Genomic DNA, 19133 nt, shown 5'->3' with positions numbered 1-19133 from the left:
GCGGGGTATTGCAACCGCTGCGGGCATGACGTCCTGATGTCCTGCGCACAATTGGCCGGCGGCTGCGCCGGCCAAAAAATCGCGCACGTCAGGATTGTTTTCAGGATTGTTTTGAAGCCTTCTATCGAATAATATCCTACCCATCGATTTTCGGCCGGACGACATTAGCCAATACCGGTACAGCCGGTTCAGACGCTGACGACCCTTCCAAAAATTCGATCTCACCACCCCGCCGATCAGCGGGTCTTGAACTTGTATATCTGAGAAGGGACTACCCACGTGAGCATGGGAACCGTGAAGTGGTTTAACGCGACCAAGGGCTACGGCTTCATCCAGCCGGATGAAGGCGGGAACGACGTGTTCGTGCACATCAGTGCAGTCGAGCGCGCCGGCCTTGGCACTCTGCGTGAAGGCCAGAAGATCTCCTACGAGATCGTGGCTGACCGCCGTTCCGGCAAATCCTCGGCCGACAATCTGCGCGCCGCCGGATAAGCCGATCTCCCGGGAGCGCGAAGCTCCAGGAAATTGTCGCTAAAGCATCAAGGGCCGCACCTTCGGGTGCGGCCCTTTTTGTCTGGATTGCCAACCGGCGTCCGCGTCGTTCGAAAGCTCTAATAGGTCGAGCAGGTCGTCGGCATGGTGGCGGACGTCGGGGCGTAGAACACGCAAACCGACTGCCGCGGCCTTGTGAAGGCGACATCGGTGAGATTGATGCCGCTCTTGGCCATCACATAACCGACCGTCGGAACGTATTTGTAGCTGACTTCGCTGAAGATCAGATAGGTGCCCGCAACCAGCAGCGCCGCCGGAACGACGCTGGTCACGACATCACCCTGGCTGCGGCTCGAGGCCGTCAATGTGGCCTGCGTGGCGCCCGTGGCCATCACTCCCGCCTTGCTCCACTGGATCCGCGCGACCTTCGAGGCATCGACGTAGATCTCCGACAAGGTGACCTTGGTCGGCGTCGGGTCGTACGGCGTCATGATGCCGACGCTTGCACTGAAGAAGTTCTGCAGGTCGGCATCCACCACCTGCGTCGACTGCGAGGTCAGGTCCGACGCGGCCCGCGCCATCAAGGTGACCTTGCGGTCGACCGCGACACCGGATGAAAACTCGACGGTGCCGAAGAACAGCACCAGCATCAGCGGCAGGACGAAAGCGAACTCGACCGCAGCAAGGCCCCGGCGGTCATTGCAGAGGGCCGCGACGGAGCGCAGCAAGGCCGCTGCCTGGGTTTTCATGACGTTGCTCATGAGCATGTCGCCCCGGCGGTCCCGGATGGCTCGTTCTTGAATGTCGCGGTCGCGGTCAGCAGCCGCTTGCCGTTGGCGAGGTTGGCGACATTGAAGCCAAGCTTGGTGACGAACAACGGCCACTGATAGAACAGCCGGACCACCACGACGTCGCCGTCCTTGCCGGGACACCATTTCATGGCCGGAATGAATGCGTTGTTGGAATCGATTGGAGGCGCGATGTTGACGCTGCTGAAGCCCGTCGCAGCGGGATAGCTGCGCACGTCGACCGATATGCCGTTGGCGCAATCGAACAGCGGGTTGACCTGGCCGCAGACGTAGTCCTTGAACTGCTGCTGGGTATAGCTTGCGCCCTGCGCCTGACCGGTCATGATCATGCGCGCGGAATCCTGCGTCACCGTCTCCAGCACCTGGCTCGCAAAGAAGATCATCGCCACTTCGATGATCGCAAACAGCAGTCCGAAAAACAGCGGCGCGACCATCGCGAATTCGACCGCGGTCGCGCCACGGCGGTTTCTGCGAAAGCGATGGAGGAGGCGCGTGAAAGAATGAGCGGGTAGCGGCATCAACGACCCCGGATCAACATAGCGGCAACAACTACCCAAGACTCATTGTCGAAGTATTTCGCCGGATCGAGACAGGGCCACCCGATCCGTCAGGCCTTTCTTAACCATGTCGGATGAACCGCCTGCGGCAGGCGGCTGCCCCGGCGTGCGAAGCGCCGGCGCGGACACGCGCTAGTTTTGCGGCTTCGCGGCCGCGCCCGAGCCGGAGGCCTGGCTGTTGAGCGAGCCTGCCTGGTCCATGGTCGACTTGAAGTAGGTCTCGCCGTCGCCGAGGGTGATGCGACGCTGGCAGACCGGCATGCAGCTGTAGGTCTCGCGATCGACGCCGCGATAGACGGTGACAAGCTGGTCGGTCGGACCTTCGACCTGGATCTGGCGATCCACCAGCACCTGGCCGGTGCGGTCGAGTGCGATGAAGTTGGTCGCGCCGTAGCCCTTGCCGGTCACGACGACAACGCCGCCATTCTGCAGGGTGACGTCGGCGATCAGCGGGTTGCCGACCACGATGGTGGAAATGCCGCCGGGCAGCTTGACGAGCTTGGCCTGATCGACATTGACCGCAATCCGGTCCGGATCCGGCGCGGCCGTTGCGAATGCGGGCCACAGCAGAACGGCTGCGGCCAGCGAGATGAATCCAATGCGCGCGACGGCGCCAATACGCTGGAATTGAAACGACATACCTTACCCCGGGACGTTAACAAGCCGGCAAAAGCGATACGCAGCGGACCGGCGCCCGACGCAGGCAAATCTGACGGCAATTCATTTAAGAAGAGCAAAAATCGACCGCTGAATTGCGCGGATGTCGCGACTTCTGGAACGGATCGACCAACGGCCCGGTGATCCCGCGGAAAAATGCCCCCGTGGGGACCGCCGCCTAGCCAGCACCACGCACATGCACCACCACGCGATCGTCGGCGTAGAGGCGCAGCCATCCATCGATGTGATCGAGAAACTTGGAGGCGGGCGTTGCCGGATCGAGCATCACCGCATCGATCCTGTAGGTCTTGAGCAGGTCGAGGAAGCCGTTGACGTCCTTGAGCTGGAGCGCACGATAATAGGCCATCTCGAATTTCTCGCCGTAAAGCTCGGCACGGCCGTCGACGAACACCGGCACCTGGCGCCAGATCAGATAGCCGCCGAACTGCAGATCATTGAGCACGCGCTGCACGTTGTGCGCCTTCAGCGCGTCGACGGCGGCAGCGGGCGAATGGATCGTCGGCGGCGACATGTCCCGACGCGCCGCGATGAACCAGGTCGCGGCGCAGAGCACGGCGATCAGCATCACGGCCGGCGTGGCCTTCAGCCGGACCACGCTTGCGGCACGCAGGCCGAACTGGGTTGCCACCGGCGTCAGCACAGCCAGCGGCAACAGCAGGGCGAAGAGCTCGAGATTCCTGACATGGGATAGCGCCATGTGCAGCAGGCCCAGCGCCAGGGCGATCCGCGGCAGCGGCAGCTTCACCCCGCAATAGAGCGCCCCGCCGATCAGGCCGAGAATGGCCAGCTCGAACGCATCGACGTGGCTGAAACTCGCCGGCATCCACTCCGTGATGAGATGCAGCAGTTCACCGAGGCTGAGAATCTTCAGCGAGGCGAGGATCGTCCCCCAGCCATAGGGCGTCACGCTGCACGCGGCCAGCGCGCCGAGGCCGAATGCGGCCCAGCGCAGCGCCAGCGGCAATCTTTGCGCCGGCGCGGCGTTCCACAGCGCATCGAGCGCGAAGGCGCCGGCCAGCACCAGGCCAAACAGAAAGCCGCCATGCAGATTGGCCCAGAGCGCGATCAGCGGCAGCAGCCAGAACGAGGGGGCCTCGCGGCGTTCGCTGGCGACCATCAGGCCGTTCGCCCAGACCATCATGATCGGCAGCGCAAGCACATGCGGACGGGCCAGCAGATGCCCGCAGGTCAACACCAGCGCCGCCAGCGCGATCAGGCTCGCATGGATTGCCGGCAGCGCACGGCCGAGGATGGCGGTGAGCAGCGCGAAGGTGGCGGCACCGCAGGCCGCGGCCAGCACCGCAGGCCCGGTCCACCCGGCAAGTTCGTAGGCCTTCGCGAACAGGACCTGCGCCAGCCACGACGACGACACCCAAGGCTCACCCGCTTTGGTGAAGGAATAGATATCGACCGACGGCAATGCGCGGTGGTCGAGGATCCACCGGCCGACGGCAATCTGCCAGTAGGTGTCGGAATCGGCGAGCAGCCTGTCGCCGACGACCAGCAGCAACGCATAGACGCCGCACGCCATCCAGAACCAGGCCGGGACTTCGGCGAACACCGAGGCCCGCGCCTGTGGGATGGTTGCGGTCTCAGTACTCATGCGCGCGCAGTCCGGTCAATGACGGAACGGATAGGCCAGCTGTCCGCCGATTTCGGCCGGCACGCCCTGCTCGGCGTCGACGCCGTAATCATCCGGAAGCTTGCCTTCGGGCATGCGGAATGTCCCGAACAGAATGTCCCAGAGCGGAAAGGTGCCGGCGAAATTGGTGTCGCCACCCTCCTCGAGCGCGGTGTGATGCCAGCGATGGAACACCGGCGTGGCGATCACATATTTGAACGGGCCGAGCGTCCAGTTCAGGTTGGCGTGCACGAAGGCGGAATGGAATGTGGTGAAGGGACCGACCCACAGCATGATGTTCGGCGAGATGCCGGCCATCAACAGGATCACGTCGACCGAGATCGTGCCGATCAGCAGATTGACGGGATGGAAGCGCGCCGCCGAGATCCATTCGAGATCCTCGGAGGAATGATGAATGGCGTGGTACTTCCAGAAGCCGCCGCCGTGAAACATCCGGTGCAGCCAGTACAGCATGAAGTCGGAGGCGACCAGGAAGATGATCGATTGCAGCCAGAGCGGCAGCTGCGCCAGCGGGCCGTGTCCGTTCTCGTAGAACGAGATCAGCTCGTCGGCACCGTGCACATCGAACACCGCGGCCGCGCCCACCACCAGCAGCCCGATCCGCAGCACGCGGGCGAATACCGGCACGAAGAACCAGTAGCAGATGTCCGTGACCAGCTCGCGCTTCTGCCACCACGGCTTGCCGGGATTGCAGGCCCAGAAGTGGGTCAGCACCGTGAAGAACAGCGCGAGGCCGATCGTGATCGGCACCACCCTCATCATCGTCTGGCCGAGCATCTCGATGACTTCGATCGGAAGGGTGGACATGGCAGCCTCATAATACGGAAGCCCCATGGGTATAGATGTGCGCTTAAGGAGCCGTGAATAGGCGCCGGATGTCTGGTCGCAGCAACAATCCGCAATTTTAGCGGACCGTTTAATGCCAAATTTACTGTGCGCAACATCAGCGGGTTCCCGCAGAGTTTATGCGATCAAATTAACTGCGCCGAAATCGTCCAACACTAGGGTGCCGCAATGGTCACGGTGCTGAGAACGCCGGCGAGACCAAATCTAGTTCGACCAGCCACGTGTACACAGGAGTGATTTTATGAAGAACCTCGTTTCGCGCTTCGTGAAGGACGAATCGGGCGCGACCGCCATCGAGTACGGCCTGATCGCCACCGGTATCGCCATCGCGATCATCGCTGCAGTCAACGGCGTCGGCACGAAGCTCTCGGGTACCTTCAACTCGATCTCGGGCTCGCTGAAGTAAGCCGGCTTCGACGAATTCGCATCAAAGGTCCCGGCAATCCCGGGACCTTTGCTATTTTTCGGGGGGCCGATCGGCAGCCTCTGTTGAAGGTGCCGGCAATCCTTTTCCGATTGTTCACCATTGGCCGCTAGCGTCGGGTCTCGACCGCAGCTCCAGCTTGACGGCATGAATTCATGATCCTCGACATCGCACGCTTGATGCTATTTCCGGCCCTGATGGCCTTTGCGGCGGCGAGCGATCTCCTGACCATGACGATCCCGAACCGGATTTCGCTGGCGCTGGTGGCGGGCTTCTTTGTCCTGGCGCCGCTGACCGGGATGGGCGTCCACGAGATCCTCACCCATGCCGGCGCAGGCGCGCTGGTTCTGGTGGTGGCGTTCGGCATGTTCGCGATGGGCTGGGTCGGCGGCGGAGACGCCAAGGTCGCGGCCGCCGCCAGCCTGTGGTTCGGGTTCGAGCACCTGCTGCCCTATCTGGTCTTTGCCTCGCTGTTCGGCGGTGCGCTGACCGTGCTCTTGCTGCAGCTGCGGCAATGGCCATTGCCCTACCCGCTCGCGTCCCAGGCCTGGCTCAGCCGCCTGCACGACAAGCAGACCGGAATTCCCTACGGCATCGCACTCGCCCTCGGCGCCCTCCTGATCTATCCCGAGACGGACTGGATCAAGACGATCGATCTCGCGCACTTCGCCATGCGCTGAGAAAGCAGCGGTAACCGCCCGTTAAGGCGATTTAGATACGCCTCATTAACCATGCTTTGACGAATAGCTGGTCAACTCCCATCACGGCGGCGGCAGCGTCGCGGCGTCATGTGGAAAGTGAAGCGTAATGGATAAGGCCCGCATTCTGGTCCTGGCAATTGCAGGCTGCGCCGGCCTTGCGGCGCTTTATTTGGCGAGCGGAAGCGACGACAAGCCGGCGGCTCCTCCGCCAGTTGCGCAGCTGCCGACCGTCGACATCCTGGTCGCGCGCTCCGACATCGGCCTCGGCCAGGCAGTGAAGGCCGAAGACCTGCAGTGGCAGACCTGGCCGGCGGCGACCGCCAGCGCCAGCTTCATGCGCAAGGACAGCCACGCCGACGCCATCAAGGACGTCACCGGCTCGATCGCGCGCGCCCCGTTCATCCAGGGCGAGCCGATCCGCGAGCAGAAGCTCGTCAAGGCCGACGGAAGCGGCTTCATGGCCGCGATCCTGCCGACGGGCATGCGGGCGGTATCGACCGAAATCTCTCCCGAGACCGGTGCCGGCGGCTTCATCCTGCCGAATGACCGGGTCGACGTCCTGCTGTCGAAGCGGGACAAGAATCCCGACCGCAACGGCGCCGACATCGTCAATTCCGAGGTCATCCTGACCAATATCCGCGTCCTTGCGATCGACCAGGCGCCGAAGGAGAAGGACGGCACCAACGCACTGATCGGCAAGACAGTGACGCTGGAGCTGAAGCCTGACCAGACCGAGACGCTGGCGCGGGCGCGCCAGAGCGGCGTCCTGTCGCTGGCGCTGCGCAGCATCGCCGATAACAACGGGACCGACGTCAGGATCGAGGACAACCACCAGAGACGCGGTGAGACGATCAACGTCATCCGCTTTGGCGTTGCCAACCAGACAACGATGCAGAAGTGACCATGAGGACACAGGTGATGAAGGGCGGGGCAACTCAACGGACGATGCGGGCCTTCATGGTCCGCGCATTGTCGTTCTCGGCCGTCGCGGCGCTCACGCTCAACCCGGCACTGACGCCGGTGGTGGCGGGCGACTACCGCGCCGCTCCCGCCGCGGCCGACGGCCAGATGAATGCCCGCTTCCTCTCACTCGGCGTCGGCAAATCGGTGGTGATCGATCTGCCGAGGGACATCAAGGACGTGCTGGTCGCCGATCCCAAGATCGCCAATGCCGTGGTCCGCTCGGCGCAACGCGCCTACATCATCGGCGCGACGGTCGGCCAGACCAACATCGTGTTCTTCGACGCCGCCGGCCAGCAGATCGCGGCCTATGACATCGCGGTCAAGCGCGACCTCAACGGCGTGCGCGCGGCCCTGCGTGCAGCCCTGCCGAACGCCGATATCCAGATCGAGGGTGTCGGCGAGGGCGTCATGCTGACCGGAAGCGCGGCGAGCCCGATCGAAGCGCAGCAGGCCGGCGAGATCGCCACGCGGCTGGTCGGCAGCGCTGACAAGGTCGTGAACTCCATCACGGTTCGCGGCCGCGACCAGGTGATGCTGAAGGTGACGGTCGCCGAAGTCTCGCGCAGCCTGATCAAGCAGCTCGGCATCGACCTCACCGCGAACCTCAACTACGGCACCACCGTGGTGAAGTTCACCAACAACAACCCGTTCACGGCGAACAACGCACCGCTGGTGCCCGGCAACGCCCTCACCACTTCGTTCGGCGCGGCCCCATCGGTGTCGGCGACGCTCCGCGCCATGGAAAGCGCAGGCGTGGTGCGGACACTCGCCGAGCCGAACCTGACCGCGATCTCCGGCGAATCGGCGACCTTCATCTCGGGCGGCGAGTTTCCAATTCCGACCGGCGTGACCTGTCAGACGACGACGGGAGGCGCGATCGGGAATTGCGTTCAGACCGTCAGCTTCAAGAAGTTCGGCATTTCGCTCAACTTCACGCCCGTGGTGCTGACCGAGGGACGGATCAGCCTGCGCGTGATGACGGAAGTGTCGGAAGTCTCGACCGAGAATTCGCTGACCGGCGGCGCCGGCGGAACGACGATCCCCTCGATCAAGACCCGGCGCGCCGAGACCACGCTGGAAATTCCTTCGGGCGGCTCGATGGCGATGGCCGGCCTGATCCAGGACCAGACCAAGCAGGCGATCAACGGCCTTCCCGGGCTGGCGTCGCTGCCGGTGCTCGGAACGCTGTTCCGCAGCCGGGACTTCGTCAACAACCAGACCGAAATGATGGTGCTGGTGACGCCCTATGTCGTTCGCGCGGTGGCGCAGAAGGACCTGTCGCGTCCGGATGACGGCTTCGCCAACGCGTCCGACCCGCAGGCCGACCTGCTCGGCAGCATCAATCGCGTCTACGGCGTGCCCGGCCGCACCGAGCCGGCGCGGAATTACCGCGGCACTTACGGCTTCATTACGGACTGAGGCGGACGATGACACAGACCACATCCAGGACATCCGCCGGTTACCAGCGCGGCATCGCTCTCGCCGGAGCGCTCGTCAGCCTCGCGATGACGCTCGGCGCCTGCCAGCACGCCGCCGACAACAGTTTCGCGATGGTGAACGCACCGGCCGACTATCGCCAGCGCCATCCGATCGCGGTCACCGAGGCTGATCGCTCGATCGTGGTCTTCGTCGGCCGCAGCCGCGGCGGCCTGACTGCGGAGCAGCGCGCCGAGGTGATGGGGATGGCGCAGGACTGGATGCGCGAGGGGACCGGCGCCGTCACCATCGACGTTCCCGCCGACACGCCGAACGCACGGACCGCCCAGGAATCGCTGCGCGAGATCCAGGCCACGTTCACCGCCGCCGGCGTGCCGCCGCGCGGGATCCTCGTTCGAAAATACCATCCCGAGGATCCGCGCCAGATGCCCGCGATCCGCGTGAACTATCCAAAGATGAAAGCGGTCGCCGGGCCGTGCGGCCTCTGGCCGGAAGATCTCGGCCCGTCGATCCACAACGGGTCCTACATCGAGAACAAGCAGTACTACAATTTCGGCTGCGCCAATCAGCGCAACCTCGCAGCCATGGTCGAAGACCCGACCGACCTCGTGCAGCCGCGCGCGGAGACCCCTGCCTATACGTCGCGTCGTAACATCGCCTTCGACAAGTATCGCAAGGGCACCACCACCGCCACGAGTTATCCCGAGTCCGACAGGGCCAAGCTAAGCGACACAGGAAAATGATCACCTACGCGCAGCAAAACTCCGAAGAGCAGACGGACGCCCCGCCGCAGGCCGTGGACGACCATATTGCTCCGGCGCCACGGGTTTCGGTCCAGGCGTTCTGCGAAACGGTCGAGACCGCTGCCGCCGTGCAGTCGGCGGGCGAGGATCGCCGGCTGGCCAAGGCTCACCTCAAGATCCAGATGGGCGGCATGGCGGCCGCCATCGAGGCCTATCGCTCGGCGCCGACGCCCAACGTCATCATCCTCGAGACCGAGGGCCGCGGCGACATCCTGGCTGGCCTCGATCAGCTCGCAACAGTGTGCGACGCCGGCACCCGTGTGGTCGTGATCGGCCGCGTCAACGACGTCACCCTGTATCGCGAGCTGGTGCGCCGCGGCGTCAGCGATTACGTGATCGCGCCGGCCCATGCGATCGACGTCGTGCGCGCGGTCTGTAACCTGTTCTCGGCACCGGAAGCCAAGGCGGTCGGCCGCATCGTCGCCGTTGTCGGTGCCAAGGGCGGTGTCGGCGCCTCGACCATCGCCCACAATGTCGCCTGGGCGATTGCCCGCGACCTGGCGCTCGACTCCGTGGTCGCCGACCTCGACCTCGCCTTCGGCACCGCCGGCCTCAACTACAACCAGGATCCCGCGCAGGGCATCGCCGACGCCGTGTTCTCGCCGGACCGCGTCGATACCGCCTTCGTCGACCGCCTGCTGTCGAAATGCACCGACCATCTGAGCCTGCTGGCGGCGCCGGCGACGCTCGACAAGGTCTACGATTTCGGCGCCGAGGCGTTCGATGCGGTCTTCGATACGCTGCGGACCACGATGCCCTGCATCGTGCTCGACGTGCCGCATCAATGGTCCGGCTGGACCAAGCGCGCGTTGATCGCGGCCGACGACATCCTGATCGTGGCGGCGCCCGACCTCGCCAATCTGCGCAATGCCAAGAACATGTTCGACCTGCTGAAGGCCTCGCGGCCCAACGACCGCGCGCCGCTGTACTGCCTGAACCAGGTCGGCGTGCCGAAGCGTCCCGAGATCGCGGCCGGCGAGTTCGCCAAGGCGATCGAAAGCCAGCCGATCGCCGCCATCCCGTTCGATCCGCAGATCTTCGGTTCGGCCGCCAACAACGGCCAGATGATCGCCGAGATTTCCGCCAACCACCGCGCGGTCGAGATGTTTCTGCAGATGGCGCAGCGGCTGACAGGCCGCGGCGAGACCAAGAAGCCGAGGGGGTCCTTCCTGTCGCCCCTGCTCGAAAAGCTGCGGTCCAAATAGTGGTCCGCGTGGAGTCAAGACGTCGTGTTTGGTAAGCGTAGCGGAAACGATGGGGACGTGCGGGCACCCAAGCCCGCGTTTCAGGCGCCGGAGCCAGCCGGCGCGCCGGCGATGTCGCGCGAGTCCGTCGCACCGGCGATCTCGTCGCCGCCGCTGGCACCCAGCAAGCCACCGCCTGCCCCCGCCGTCGAAGCCCGCCGCTCCGACAACTACTACCAGGTCAAGGCGACGATCTTCGGCGCCCTGATCGAGGCGATCGACCTTGCCCAGCTCGCCAAGCTGGACAGCGAATCGGCGCGCGAGGAAATCCGCGACATCGTCAACGAGATCATCGCGATCAAGAACATCGTGATGTCGATCGCTGAGCAGGAGGAGTTGCTCGACGACATCTGCAACGACGTGCTCGGCTACGGCCCGCTGGAGCCGCTGCTGTCGCGCGACGACATCGCCGACATCATGGTCAACGGCGCAGGCACCGTGTTCATCGAAGTCGCCGGCAAGATCCAGCGCACCGGCATCCGCTTTCGCGACAACCAGCAGCTGCTCAACATCTGCCAGCGCATCGTCAGCCAGGTCGGCCGGCGCGTCGACGAATCCTCGCCGATCTGCGACGCCCGCCTCGCCGACGGTTCGCGCGTCAACGCCATCGTGCCGCCGCTGGCGATCGACGGGCCCGCGCTCACCATCCGCAAATTCAAGAAGGACAAGCTGACGCTGGAGCAGCTCGTCAAGTTCGGCGCGATCACCCCCGAAGGGGCGACCATCCTGCAGATCATCGGCCGCGTCCGCTGCAACGTGATCATTTCCGGCGGCACCGGCTCGGGCAAGACCACGCTGCTGAACTGCCTGACCAACTATATCGAGCACGACGAACGCATCATCACCTGCGAAGACGCCGCCGAGCTTCAGCTGCAGCAGCCGCATGTGGTGCGGCTGGAAACCCGGCCGCCGAACATCGAGGGCGAGGGCCAGGTGACGATGCGCGAACTGGTCCGCAACTGCCTGCGTATGCGCCCGGAGCGCATCATCGTCGGCGAAGTCCGCGGACCCGAAGCGTTCGATCTGTTGCAGGCCATGAACACCGGCCACGACGGCTCGATGGGCACGCTGCACGCCAACAATCCGCGCGAAGCACTGTCGCGCTGCGAATCCATGATCACCATGGGCGGCTTCTCGCTTCCGTCACGCACCATTCGCGAGATGATCTGCGCCTCGGTCGACATCATCGTGCAAGCGGCGCGCCTGCGCGACGGTTCGCGCCGCATCACGCACATCACCGAGGTGATGGGCATGGAAGGCGACACCATCATCACCCAGGATATCTTCCTCTACGACGTGGTCGGGGAAGACGCCAACGGCAAGATCATCGGCAAGCACCGCTCGACCGGCATCGGCCGGCCGCGCTTCTGGGAGCGTGCGCGCTACTACAATGAAGAGAAGCGGCTTGCGGCGGCGCTGGACGCTTCCGACGCCCCGGCGCCGGTCTAGGGGAACGCAGGATGCAGGCGCAAACTCTGGCTCTCGCCTTCCTCGCCGCCACGACGGTCGGCGGCATCGCTTGGGTCTTCCTGTACCCCTACCTTTCGGGGGAGAAGAAGGCCGAGTCGCGGCGCGCGTCGGTGGCGCGCAGCGAACCCACGACGACACGAAACGCCGACCGCACGCAACGCTCCCGCCGCGAGCAGGTAGAGGGATCGCTGAAGGAGCTCGAGGCGCGTCGGCAGAAGGACAAGAAAGTCCCGCTCGGCGTGCGCATCTCGCAGGCCGGACTGGAGTGGTCGGAGCAGAAATTCTGGATGATCTCCGGCGCCCTTGGCCTGTTCGGGTTCGGCGTGGCCTTCATGGTTGGCGGAGGCCTGCTCGGCGCGGCCGGCATTGGCTTTGCTATGGGTCTCGGCCTGCCGCGCTGGGTGCTCGGCTTCCTGAAGAAGCGGCGGGAAAAGGCGTTCCTGAAGTCGCTGCCTGACGCCGTCGACGTCATCGTGCGCGGCATCAAGGCCGGCCTGCCGCTGTTCGAATCGCTCAAGGCGGTCGTCAACGACGCGCCGGAGCCGCTGCGCAGCGAATTTCTCGCCATCATCGAGACCCAGGCGATCGGCATGCCGCTCGGCGAAGCCTGTGCCCGGCTCTACGAGCGGATGCCGCTGCCGGAGGCCAACTTCTTCGGCATCGTGATCGCGATCCAGCAGAAGTCCGGCGGCAATTTGTCGGAAGCGCTCGGCAACCTGTCGCGGGTGCTGCGCGACCGCAAGAAGATGGCCGAGAAGATCCAGGCGATGTCGATGGAAGCGAAGGCCTCCGCCGCCATCATCGGCTCGCTGCCGCCGATCGTGATGATCCTCGTGTTCCTGACGACGCCGGACTACATCGCCCTGCTGTGGACCAATTCGATGGGCCAGCTCATGCTGGTGGCCTGCGCGATCTGGATGTCGATGGGCGTGCTGGTGATGAAGAAGATGATCAACTTCGATTTCTGACGGTGCAGCATGATTGATATTCTGGTCGCCAAGCTCCACGACGTCAGGTTCATGACCATGCTGCTTGCCTTCTTCGCGGCAAGCGCGACGGTCTACACGCTGGTGATGCCGCTGCTCGCCGGCGGCGATCTCAACAAGCGCATGAAGGCGGTCGCCAGCGAGCGCGAGCGCCTGCGGCAGCGCGAGCGCGACCGTCTCTCCAAGTCGGAAAAGGTGACGCTGCGCCAGACGCCGAAGCAGGCCGTCTCCAAGATGGTGGATGACCTGAACCTCACCAAATGGCTGGCCCAGGAAGCGGCGATCGAGAAGCTGGTGATGGCGGGCTATCGCGGCCACGCTCCGTATGTCTATTTCCTGGCAGCGCGGGCGGTCACGCCGATCCTGATGCTGATCGGCGCGATCATCTATACGTTCTTCATTGCCGGCGCGAACTGGTCGCTCACGCTCAAGATCGGCATTTGCGTCGGCGCGGCCTATGCCGGCCTGCAGGCGCCGATGCTGTTCCTGAAGAACGCGATCTCCAAGCGCCAGCTCCAGATCAAGCGCGCGTTCCCGGATTCGCTCGACCTGCTGCTGATCTGCATCGAGTCGGGCATGTCGGTCGAGGTCGCGTTCCGGAAAGTGGCCAACGAGATCGCCGGGCAATCGGTCGCGCTGTCGGAGGAGTTTGCGCTGACGACCGCGGAACTGTCCTATTTGCAGGATCGCAAGACCGCCTACGAGAACCTGGCGCGCCGCACCGGCCTCGAAGGCGTGAAGTCGGTGTGCATGGCCTTGCAGCAGTCCGAACGCTACGGCACGCCGCTCGGCCAGAGCCTCCGCGTGATGGCGCAGGAAAACCGCGACATGCGGATGAACGAGGCCGAGAAGAAGGCCGCGGCACTGCCGCCCAAGCTGACGGTACCGATGATCCTGTTCTTCCTGCCCTGCCTGTTCATCGTGATCCTCGGCCCGTCCTACATCAAGATCGCCACGATGCATTGAGTTGCCTCGCCTGCGCCGGCTGCCTCTCTCCTTCCCTCTGAAAGGGGGAAGGCCGGGATGGGAGTCAGCCGCAGACACCGCTCCTCGTGGAGAGATGATCCCCACCCGCTTTGCTCTCACGAGCAAAGCGACCTCCCCTTTTCAAGGGGCGGTGGAGCTGCCGCGTTTGGTTTAGTCGTCCTTGGCGACGACCGGCGCCGCACGCGACGCGGTCCGCGGGCCGTCCTTGCGGTTCAGCATGTCGCGGAGATAAGCGACGTTGGCCGCGGCCTCATCCGACGGCAGGTCGGCCTTGACGATCGTTTCCGCCTCCGCGAAGCGGCCCTGCAGGCCGACGACCAGCGCAAGGTTCTGCCGGATCCGGGTGTCGGCGCGAGCGCTGGCGTAGGCCTGGCGCAGCGTCTCTTCCGCTTTCGGCAAATCCTTGGTCAGCATGTAGGACAAGCCTAGATTGGACAGCACCGACGGCTCGTCCGGAGCCAGCCTGAGCGCACTGGCGTAATAGCGCCGCGCCTCCTCGTGCCGGTTCATCTTGTCGAGCGTGGTGCCCTGCACGGACAGGATCCGCCAGTCCGGATTGTCCGGGCTGTGCGCGCGGCTCAGCACGTCGAATGCAGCCTGCGAATTGCCGTTGTCGGCCAGCGCGCGGCCATAGGCGGCGAGCAGCGCCTTGTTGCCGGGGTTGGCGATCGTGGCCTGCTCGAGCACGGCGCAGGCCTGCGAGCGCTGGCCGGTCATGCGCAGGGCCTGGCCGTAGGCGACCGCGGCAGCGACATCCTTGGGATTCTTGCGATAGCGCTCGCCATAGGCCTCGACGGCCCGGCGCGGATCATCGGGCGTGGGATCGGACCGCGACGTGATCGATCCCGCCACGTTGGACATGGTCTGGCAACCGCCAAGCCCTGCGGCCAGGACCGCCAGAAGGGCTGCGGAAGCAAGATGCCGGGTCAGATTGGACTGTCGACACATGGCACTGTGACTCACGAAATCGGGCGAACGGTTCCAGCCGAGCGTGCCAGCAATAGACTGTTAACCCTAACGTCTGGTTAACTGGCGGCGCCGGCAGCCGACGCTCCGGTTCCGGCCTGCACGGCGCGTGAACCGTTGGCGCGCTACCATCCGTGGCGAAAGGCGTGTAGTAGCCCACCAACGACGCCAGAACCGAGAGCCGCATGCCATCCGTGTTCGAGACCGCCACGACCGCCGCCACGCCGATCACCTTCGTCACCAAGGCGACATGGGATGCGATTCAGGGCGAGCTGCCGGCGCCGGCGCGCCAGTTCGCGGCGGCCAATGGCTTCGTGGCCAAGGCGGGAAAATTGCTCGTCCTGCCGGCGGCAGACGGCGGCATCGCGCAGGTGCTGTTCGGTCTCGAGGACGCCGACCACAAGGCGCGCGATCCGTTCCGGCCCGGCGCCCTGCCCGGCCTGCTGCCGCCCGGCGTCTACCGCTTCGCCAATGCGCCGCACGACACCAGACTTGCCGCGCTCGCCTTCGCGCTCGGCTGCTACCGCTTCGGCCGGTATCGCACCAACAAGGCTCCCGAAGTCCGGCTGGTGCCGCCCGACGGCGTCGACACGGCGGAGATCACCCGGATGGCGGATGCCGCGGCGCTGGCGCGCGATCTCATCAACACGCCGTCCAACGACATGGGACCGGCCGAGCTCGCCGAGGTGGCGCGCGACCTCGCGACGCGGTTCGGCGCTGCCTTCAATTGCATCGACGGCGACGAGCTCGCCCAGAACTTCCCGCTGATCCACGCCGTCGGCATGGCGTCGACGCGGTCGCCGCGATTGATCGAGCTGAGCTGGGGCGACCCCGCCCATCCGAAGGTGACGCTGGTCGGCAAGGGTGTCTGCTTCGACACCGGCGGGCTCGATCTCAAGCCTTCGAGCGGCATGCTCATCATGAAGAAGGACATGGGCGGCGCCGCCAACGTGCTGGCGCTGGCCCAGATGGTGATGGACGCGAAGCTCAAGCTGCGGCTGCGCGTGCTGATCCCGGCGGTCGAGAACGCAGTTGCCGGCAACGCGTTCCGCCCGCTCGACATCTTCAAGTCGCGCAAGGGCATCACCGTCGAGATCGGCAACACCGACGCCGAAGGGCGGCTGGTGCTCGCCGACGCGCTGGCGCTCGCCGACGAGGAGACGCCCGATCTTTTGGTCGATCTGGGCACGCTGACCGGCGCCGCGCGGGTGGCGCTGGGCCCGGATCTGCCGCCGTTCTACACCAATGACGAGGCGCTCGCCGGCGACGTCGCATCTTGTGCGAAGAGCGAGAACGACCCGCTCTGGCGGATGCCGCTGTGGCCGGCCTACGACGCCTGGCTCGACTCCAAGACCGCCGACATCACCAACGCACCGTCAGGCGGTTTTGCGGGCTCGATCACCTGCGCGCTGTTCCTGCAGCGCTTCGTCGAGCACGCGAGGAGCTGGCTGCACGTCGACATCTACGGCTGGACGCCGTCGGCAAAGCCCGGCCGTCCCGAAGGCGGCGAGTGCCAGGCGGCGCGCGCGATCTACAAATTGCTGAGCCAGCGCTATGCATGACCCCCGTCTGACACCGGCCCGCGACGACCTCGCGGCGAAGTATCTGGAGGGCAAGGTCCAGGCGTTGCGCTTCGTCGAAGGCGAAGTGCTCGAGGTCGGCGACGCCATCGCGCCGCTACGCCAGGCGCCGGCGAGCGATGCCGAACAGATGACGCAGGCGCTCCGGGGCGAGCGCGTCACGGTGTACGATCGCAACGGCGAAGGCTGGGCCTGGGGCCAGCTCGCCGATGACGGCTATGTCGGCTGGATTCCCGAGGCCGCGCTGGCCAAGCCCGGCGCCGCCCCGACGCACAAGGTGACGGCGCTGCGCACGCTGGCGTTTCCGGGCCCGTCGATCAAGCTGCCGCCGGTCGAGGCACTGGCGATGGGGACGAAGCTCGCCATCGTCCGCGAGGACGGTGCGTTCGCGGTGACCCGCGAGGGCTGGCATCTGCCACGCCAGCATCTCGCGCCGCTCGACACGATGGCAGGTGCTTTCGTTGCGATCGCCGAGCAATTCGTCGGCTCACCCTATCTGTGGGGCGGCAAATCGAGCCTCGGGATCGATTGCTCTGGCCTGGTGCAGATCGCGCTGACCGCCGCCGGCACCGGCTGCCCGCGCGACAGCGACATGCAGCAGGAAGCCCTCGGCCGCGAATTGACGGTCGCGGAATCCAAGCAGCTGCAGCGCGGCGACCTGATGTTCTGGAAGGGCCATGTCGCCATCGTGCGCGACGCGACCACGATCGTGCACGCCAACGCGCATCACATGGCAACGGTGGTGGAGAACACGCAGGCCGCGATCGCGAGGATCAGAGCGGCCGGCAGCGAAGTCCTGGCGATCAAGCGGCTTTAGCCCATCTTGTAGGATGGGTAGAGCGAAGCGAAACCCATCAAGCTGCTACCGCGCGGAAAAAAATGATGGGTTTCGCTGCGCTCTACCCATCCTACGAAGCTCGTTACGTCGCCACCGCCCCATCGCCGGCCGCTTCGATGCGGAACGCGGCGGCGAACAGCGCGCGGGTGTAGTCGCTCTTCGGATTCTTGAACAGCTCAGAGGCCGGTCCCTCCTCCTCCACCTTGCCCGATTTCATCACGATCAGATGGCTCGCCAGCGAGGCGACCACGCGCAGATCGTGCGAGATGAACATGTAGGTGAGATCGCGCTTGCGCTGCAGGTCGCGCAATAGGTCGACCATCTGAGCCTGCAGCAGCATGTCGAGCGCGCTGGTCGGCTCGTCCAGCACGACGAAGTTCGGCTCCAGCACGACCGCGCGCGCGATCGAGATGCGCTGGCGCTGGCCGCCGGAGAATTCGTGCGGATAGCGGAAGCGCCAGTCCGGATCGAGCCCGACATCCTTCATTGCCTTGATCACCCGCGCCTCGCGCTCCTCGCGCGACAGCTGCTTCTGGTGCACCTCAAGGCCCTCGGCAATGATGTCGGCCACCGACATGCGCGGGCTGAGCGAGCCGAACGGGTCCTGGAACACGATCTGCATGTCGCGGCGGAACGGCCGCATCTGCTTGAAGCGCAGGCCCTGGATGTCGTTGCCGAGGAAAACGATCGGACCATCGGACGAAATCAGCCGGAGCAGCGCGAGCCCGAGTGTGGTCTTGCCGGAGCCGGATTCGCCGACCACGCCGAGCGTCTCGCCCTTGCGCACCGCGAGGCTGACGCCATCGACCGCCTTGATGTGGCCGACGGTCGAGCGCAACAGCCCGCGCTTGATCGGAAACCAGACCTTGAGATTGTCCGCCGACATCACGACCGCTGCGCCTGGCTGCGGCGGCGCCGGATCGGGCTTCGGCTCGGCCGCGAGCAGCGCCTGGGTATAGGCGTGCTTCGGCGCGGTGAAGACCTGCTCGACCGGCCCCTGCTCGACGATCTTGCCGTTGTTCATCACGCAGACCGTGTCGGCGATGCGGCGGACGATGCCGAGGTCGTGGGTGATGAACAACAGGCTCATGCCGAGCCGCGCGCGGATCTCGGCCAGCAGCGCCAGGATCTGCGCCTGCACGGTGACGTCAAGCGCCGTGGTCGGCTCGTCCGCGATCAACAGATCGGGCTCGTTGGCGAGCGCCATCGCGATCATCACGCGTTGGCGCTGGCCGCCGGACAATTGGTGCGGATAGCTCTTGAGCCGGGTCTCCGGCTCGGGGATGCCGACCTGGCCCAGCAATTCCAGCGTTCGCGCCTGCGCCGCCTGGCCCCCGATGCCCCTGTGCAGCGACAGGATCTCGCCGATCTGGGTCTCGATGGTATGGAGCGGATTGAGCGAGGTCATCGGCTCCTGGAAGATGATCGAGATGTCGTTGCCGCGAACCTTGCGCATCTCCTGGTCGGACGCGGTCAGGAGGTCGCGGCCGCGGAAACGGATCGCGCCTGACGGATGCGATGCCGTCGGATAGGGCAGCAGCTTCAGCACCGACAGCGCGCTGACGGATTTTCCCGAACCGGATTCGCCGACCAGTGCGACGCATTCGCCGCGCTTGATCGAGAACGAGATGCCGTCGACCGCAAGCGCGCGGCCGAAGGCGACCGAGAGATCGCGGACATCGAGCAAAGGCTGGTTGATCGCGTCCATGC

Annotated in this window: 19 protein-coding genes; 12 read left to right on the top strand and 7 right to left on the bottom strand. The window is 65.2% G+C overall.

Annotation, left to right across the window (positions count from 1 at the left end):
- Nucleotides 1-279: 279 nt before the first annotated feature.
- On the top strand, nt 280-492 hold the full coding sequence (locus ACVI1L_RS17525; RefSeq protein ID WP_016842648.1) for a cold-shock protein: 213 nt from the start codon (nt 280-282) through the stop codon (nt 490-492).
- A gap of 119 nt (nt 493-611) precedes the next feature.
- Here ACVI1L_RS17525 and ACVI1L_RS17520 read toward each other — a convergent pair whose 3' ends face one another.
- From ACVI1L_RS17520 to ACVI1L_RS17500, 5 genes are all read right to left on the bottom strand, one after another.
- Nucleotides 612-1241, bottom strand: coding sequence for a TadE/TadG family type IV pilus assembly protein (locus ACVI1L_RS17520; RefSeq protein WP_168858009.1), 630 nt, complete (start codon nt 1239-1241; stop codon nt 612-614).
- 8 nt (nt 1242-1249) lie between these two features.
- Nucleotides 1250-1819, bottom strand: coding sequence for a TadE/TadG family type IV pilus assembly protein (locus ACVI1L_RS17515; RefSeq protein ID WP_076824889.1), 570 nt, complete (start codon nt 1817-1819; stop codon nt 1250-1252).
- A 171-nt stretch (nt 1820-1990) separates the two neighbouring features.
- The gene (locus tag ACVI1L_RS17510) at nt 1991-2497 is read right to left on the bottom strand and encodes a pilus assembly protein N-terminal domain-containing protein (protein ID WP_057016118.1); all 507 of its coding nucleotides are present in this window, start codon (nt 2495-2497) and stop codon (nt 1991-1993) included.
- Between the two features lie 196 nt (nt 2498-2693).
- A complete protein-coding gene (locus ACVI1L_RS17505; RefSeq protein WP_456783364.1) occupies nt 2694-4139 on the bottom strand; it encodes a hypothetical protein in 1446 nt (481 codons plus the stop codon).
- 15 nt (nt 4140-4154) lie between these two features.
- Nucleotides 4155-4985: a sterol desaturase family protein gene (locus ACVI1L_RS17500; RefSeq protein ID WP_026192176.1), complete on the bottom strand. Its 831-nt coding sequence runs from the start codon at nt 4983-4985 to the stop codon at nt 4155-4157.
- A 280-nt stretch (nt 4986-5265) separates the two neighbouring features.
- Between ACVI1L_RS17500 and ACVI1L_RS17495 the strand changes: the two genes are divergently transcribed.
- The 9 genes from ACVI1L_RS17495 (at nt 5266) to ACVI1L_RS17455 (ending at nt 14018) form a co-directional block, all read left to right on the top strand.
- Nucleotides 5266-5430 (top strand): Flp family type IVb pilin, encoded by a 165-nt coding sequence (locus tag ACVI1L_RS17495; protein WP_016842642.1) that lies wholly within the window; start codon nt 5266-5268, stop codon nt 5428-5430.
- 173 nt (nt 5431-5603) lie between these two features.
- Complete coding sequence (locus tag ACVI1L_RS17490) at nt 5604-6128, top strand: A24 family peptidase (protein WP_028334676.1); 525 nt, start codon at nt 5604-5606, stop codon at nt 6126-6128.
- Nucleotides 6129-6255: 127 nt separating this feature from the next.
- Nucleotides 6256-7050, top strand: coding sequence for a Flp pilus assembly protein CpaB (gene cpaB / locus ACVI1L_RS17485; RefSeq protein WP_456783363.1), 795 nt, complete (start codon nt 6256-6258; stop codon nt 7048-7050).
- Between the two features lie 2 nt (nt 7051-7052).
- Nucleotides 7053-8531, top strand: coding sequence for a type II and III secretion system protein family protein (locus ACVI1L_RS17480; RefSeq protein ID WP_141341582.1), 1479 nt, complete (start codon nt 7053-7055; stop codon nt 8529-8531).
- An 8-nt stretch (nt 8532-8539) separates the two neighbouring features.
- Nucleotides 8540-9292 (top strand): CpaD family pilus assembly protein, encoded by a 753-nt coding sequence (locus ACVI1L_RS17475; protein WP_168858012.1) that lies wholly within the window; start codon nt 8540-8542, stop codon nt 9290-9292.
- The gene (locus ACVI1L_RS17470) at nt 9289-10557 is read left to right on the top strand and encodes an AAA family ATPase (RefSeq protein WP_168858013.1); all 1269 of its coding nucleotides are present in this window, start codon (nt 9289-9291) and stop codon (nt 10555-10557) included. Before ACVI1L_RS17475 ends, ACVI1L_RS17470 begins: the two co-directional genes overlap by 4 nt.
- A 24-nt stretch (nt 10558-10581) precedes the next feature.
- Entirely contained in the window at nt 10582-12045 is a 1464-nt protein-coding gene (locus ACVI1L_RS17465) for a CpaF family protein (protein ID WP_057016114.1), read from the top strand.
- A gap of 11 nt (nt 12046-12056) precedes the next feature.
- Complete coding sequence (locus ACVI1L_RS17460) at nt 12057-13034, top strand: type II secretion system F family protein (RefSeq protein ID WP_057016113.1); 978 nt, start codon at nt 12057-12059, stop codon at nt 13032-13034.
- Nucleotides 13035-13043: 9 nt separating this feature from the next.
- Nucleotides 13044-14018, top strand: a complete 975-nt coding sequence (locus tag ACVI1L_RS17455; protein ID WP_038387579.1) for a type II secretion system F family protein — start codon at nt 13044-13046, stop codon at nt 14016-14018.
- A gap of 171 nt (nt 14019-14189) precedes the next feature.
- Here the strand turns inward: ACVI1L_RS17455 and ACVI1L_RS17450 are convergent, their stop codons facing one another.
- Nucleotides 14190-14987 (bottom strand): tetratricopeptide repeat protein, encoded by a 798-nt coding sequence (locus ACVI1L_RS17450; RefSeq protein WP_456783362.1) that lies wholly within the window; start codon nt 14985-14987, stop codon nt 14190-14192.
- A 203-nt stretch (nt 14988-15190) separates the two neighbouring features.
- Here ACVI1L_RS17450 and ACVI1L_RS17445 point away from each other — a divergent pair, with 203 nt between their 5' ends.
- Together ACVI1L_RS17445 and ACVI1L_RS17440 are read left to right on the top strand one after the other, a co-directional pair.
- Nucleotides 15191-16567: a leucyl aminopeptidase family protein gene (locus ACVI1L_RS17445; RefSeq protein WP_168858014.1), complete on the top strand. Its 1377-nt coding sequence runs from the start codon at nt 15191-15193 to the stop codon at nt 16565-16567.
- Nucleotides 16560-17402 (top strand): C40 family peptidase, encoded by an 843-nt coding sequence (locus ACVI1L_RS17440; protein WP_456783361.1) that lies wholly within the window; start codon nt 16560-16562, stop codon nt 17400-17402. The genes ACVI1L_RS17445 and ACVI1L_RS17440 overlap by 8 nt, the downstream gene beginning before the upstream one ends.
- Before the next feature lie 103 nt (nt 17403-17505).
- On the opposite strand, the gene ACVI1L_RS17435 is transcribed toward ACVI1L_RS17440, so the two are convergent.
- Nucleotides 17506-19131: an ABC transporter ATP-binding protein gene (locus ACVI1L_RS17435; RefSeq protein ID WP_456783360.1), complete on the bottom strand. Its 1626-nt coding sequence runs from the start codon at nt 19129-19131 to the stop codon at nt 17506-17508.
- Between the last annotated feature and the right edge of the window lie 2 nt (nt 19132-19133).

It is taken from the genome of Bradyrhizobium sp. USDA 4516 (genome assembly GCF_054055915.1).
Note: the sequence above shows the minus strand (reverse complement) of the source record. Positions and strands in the feature narration are given on the sequence as shown.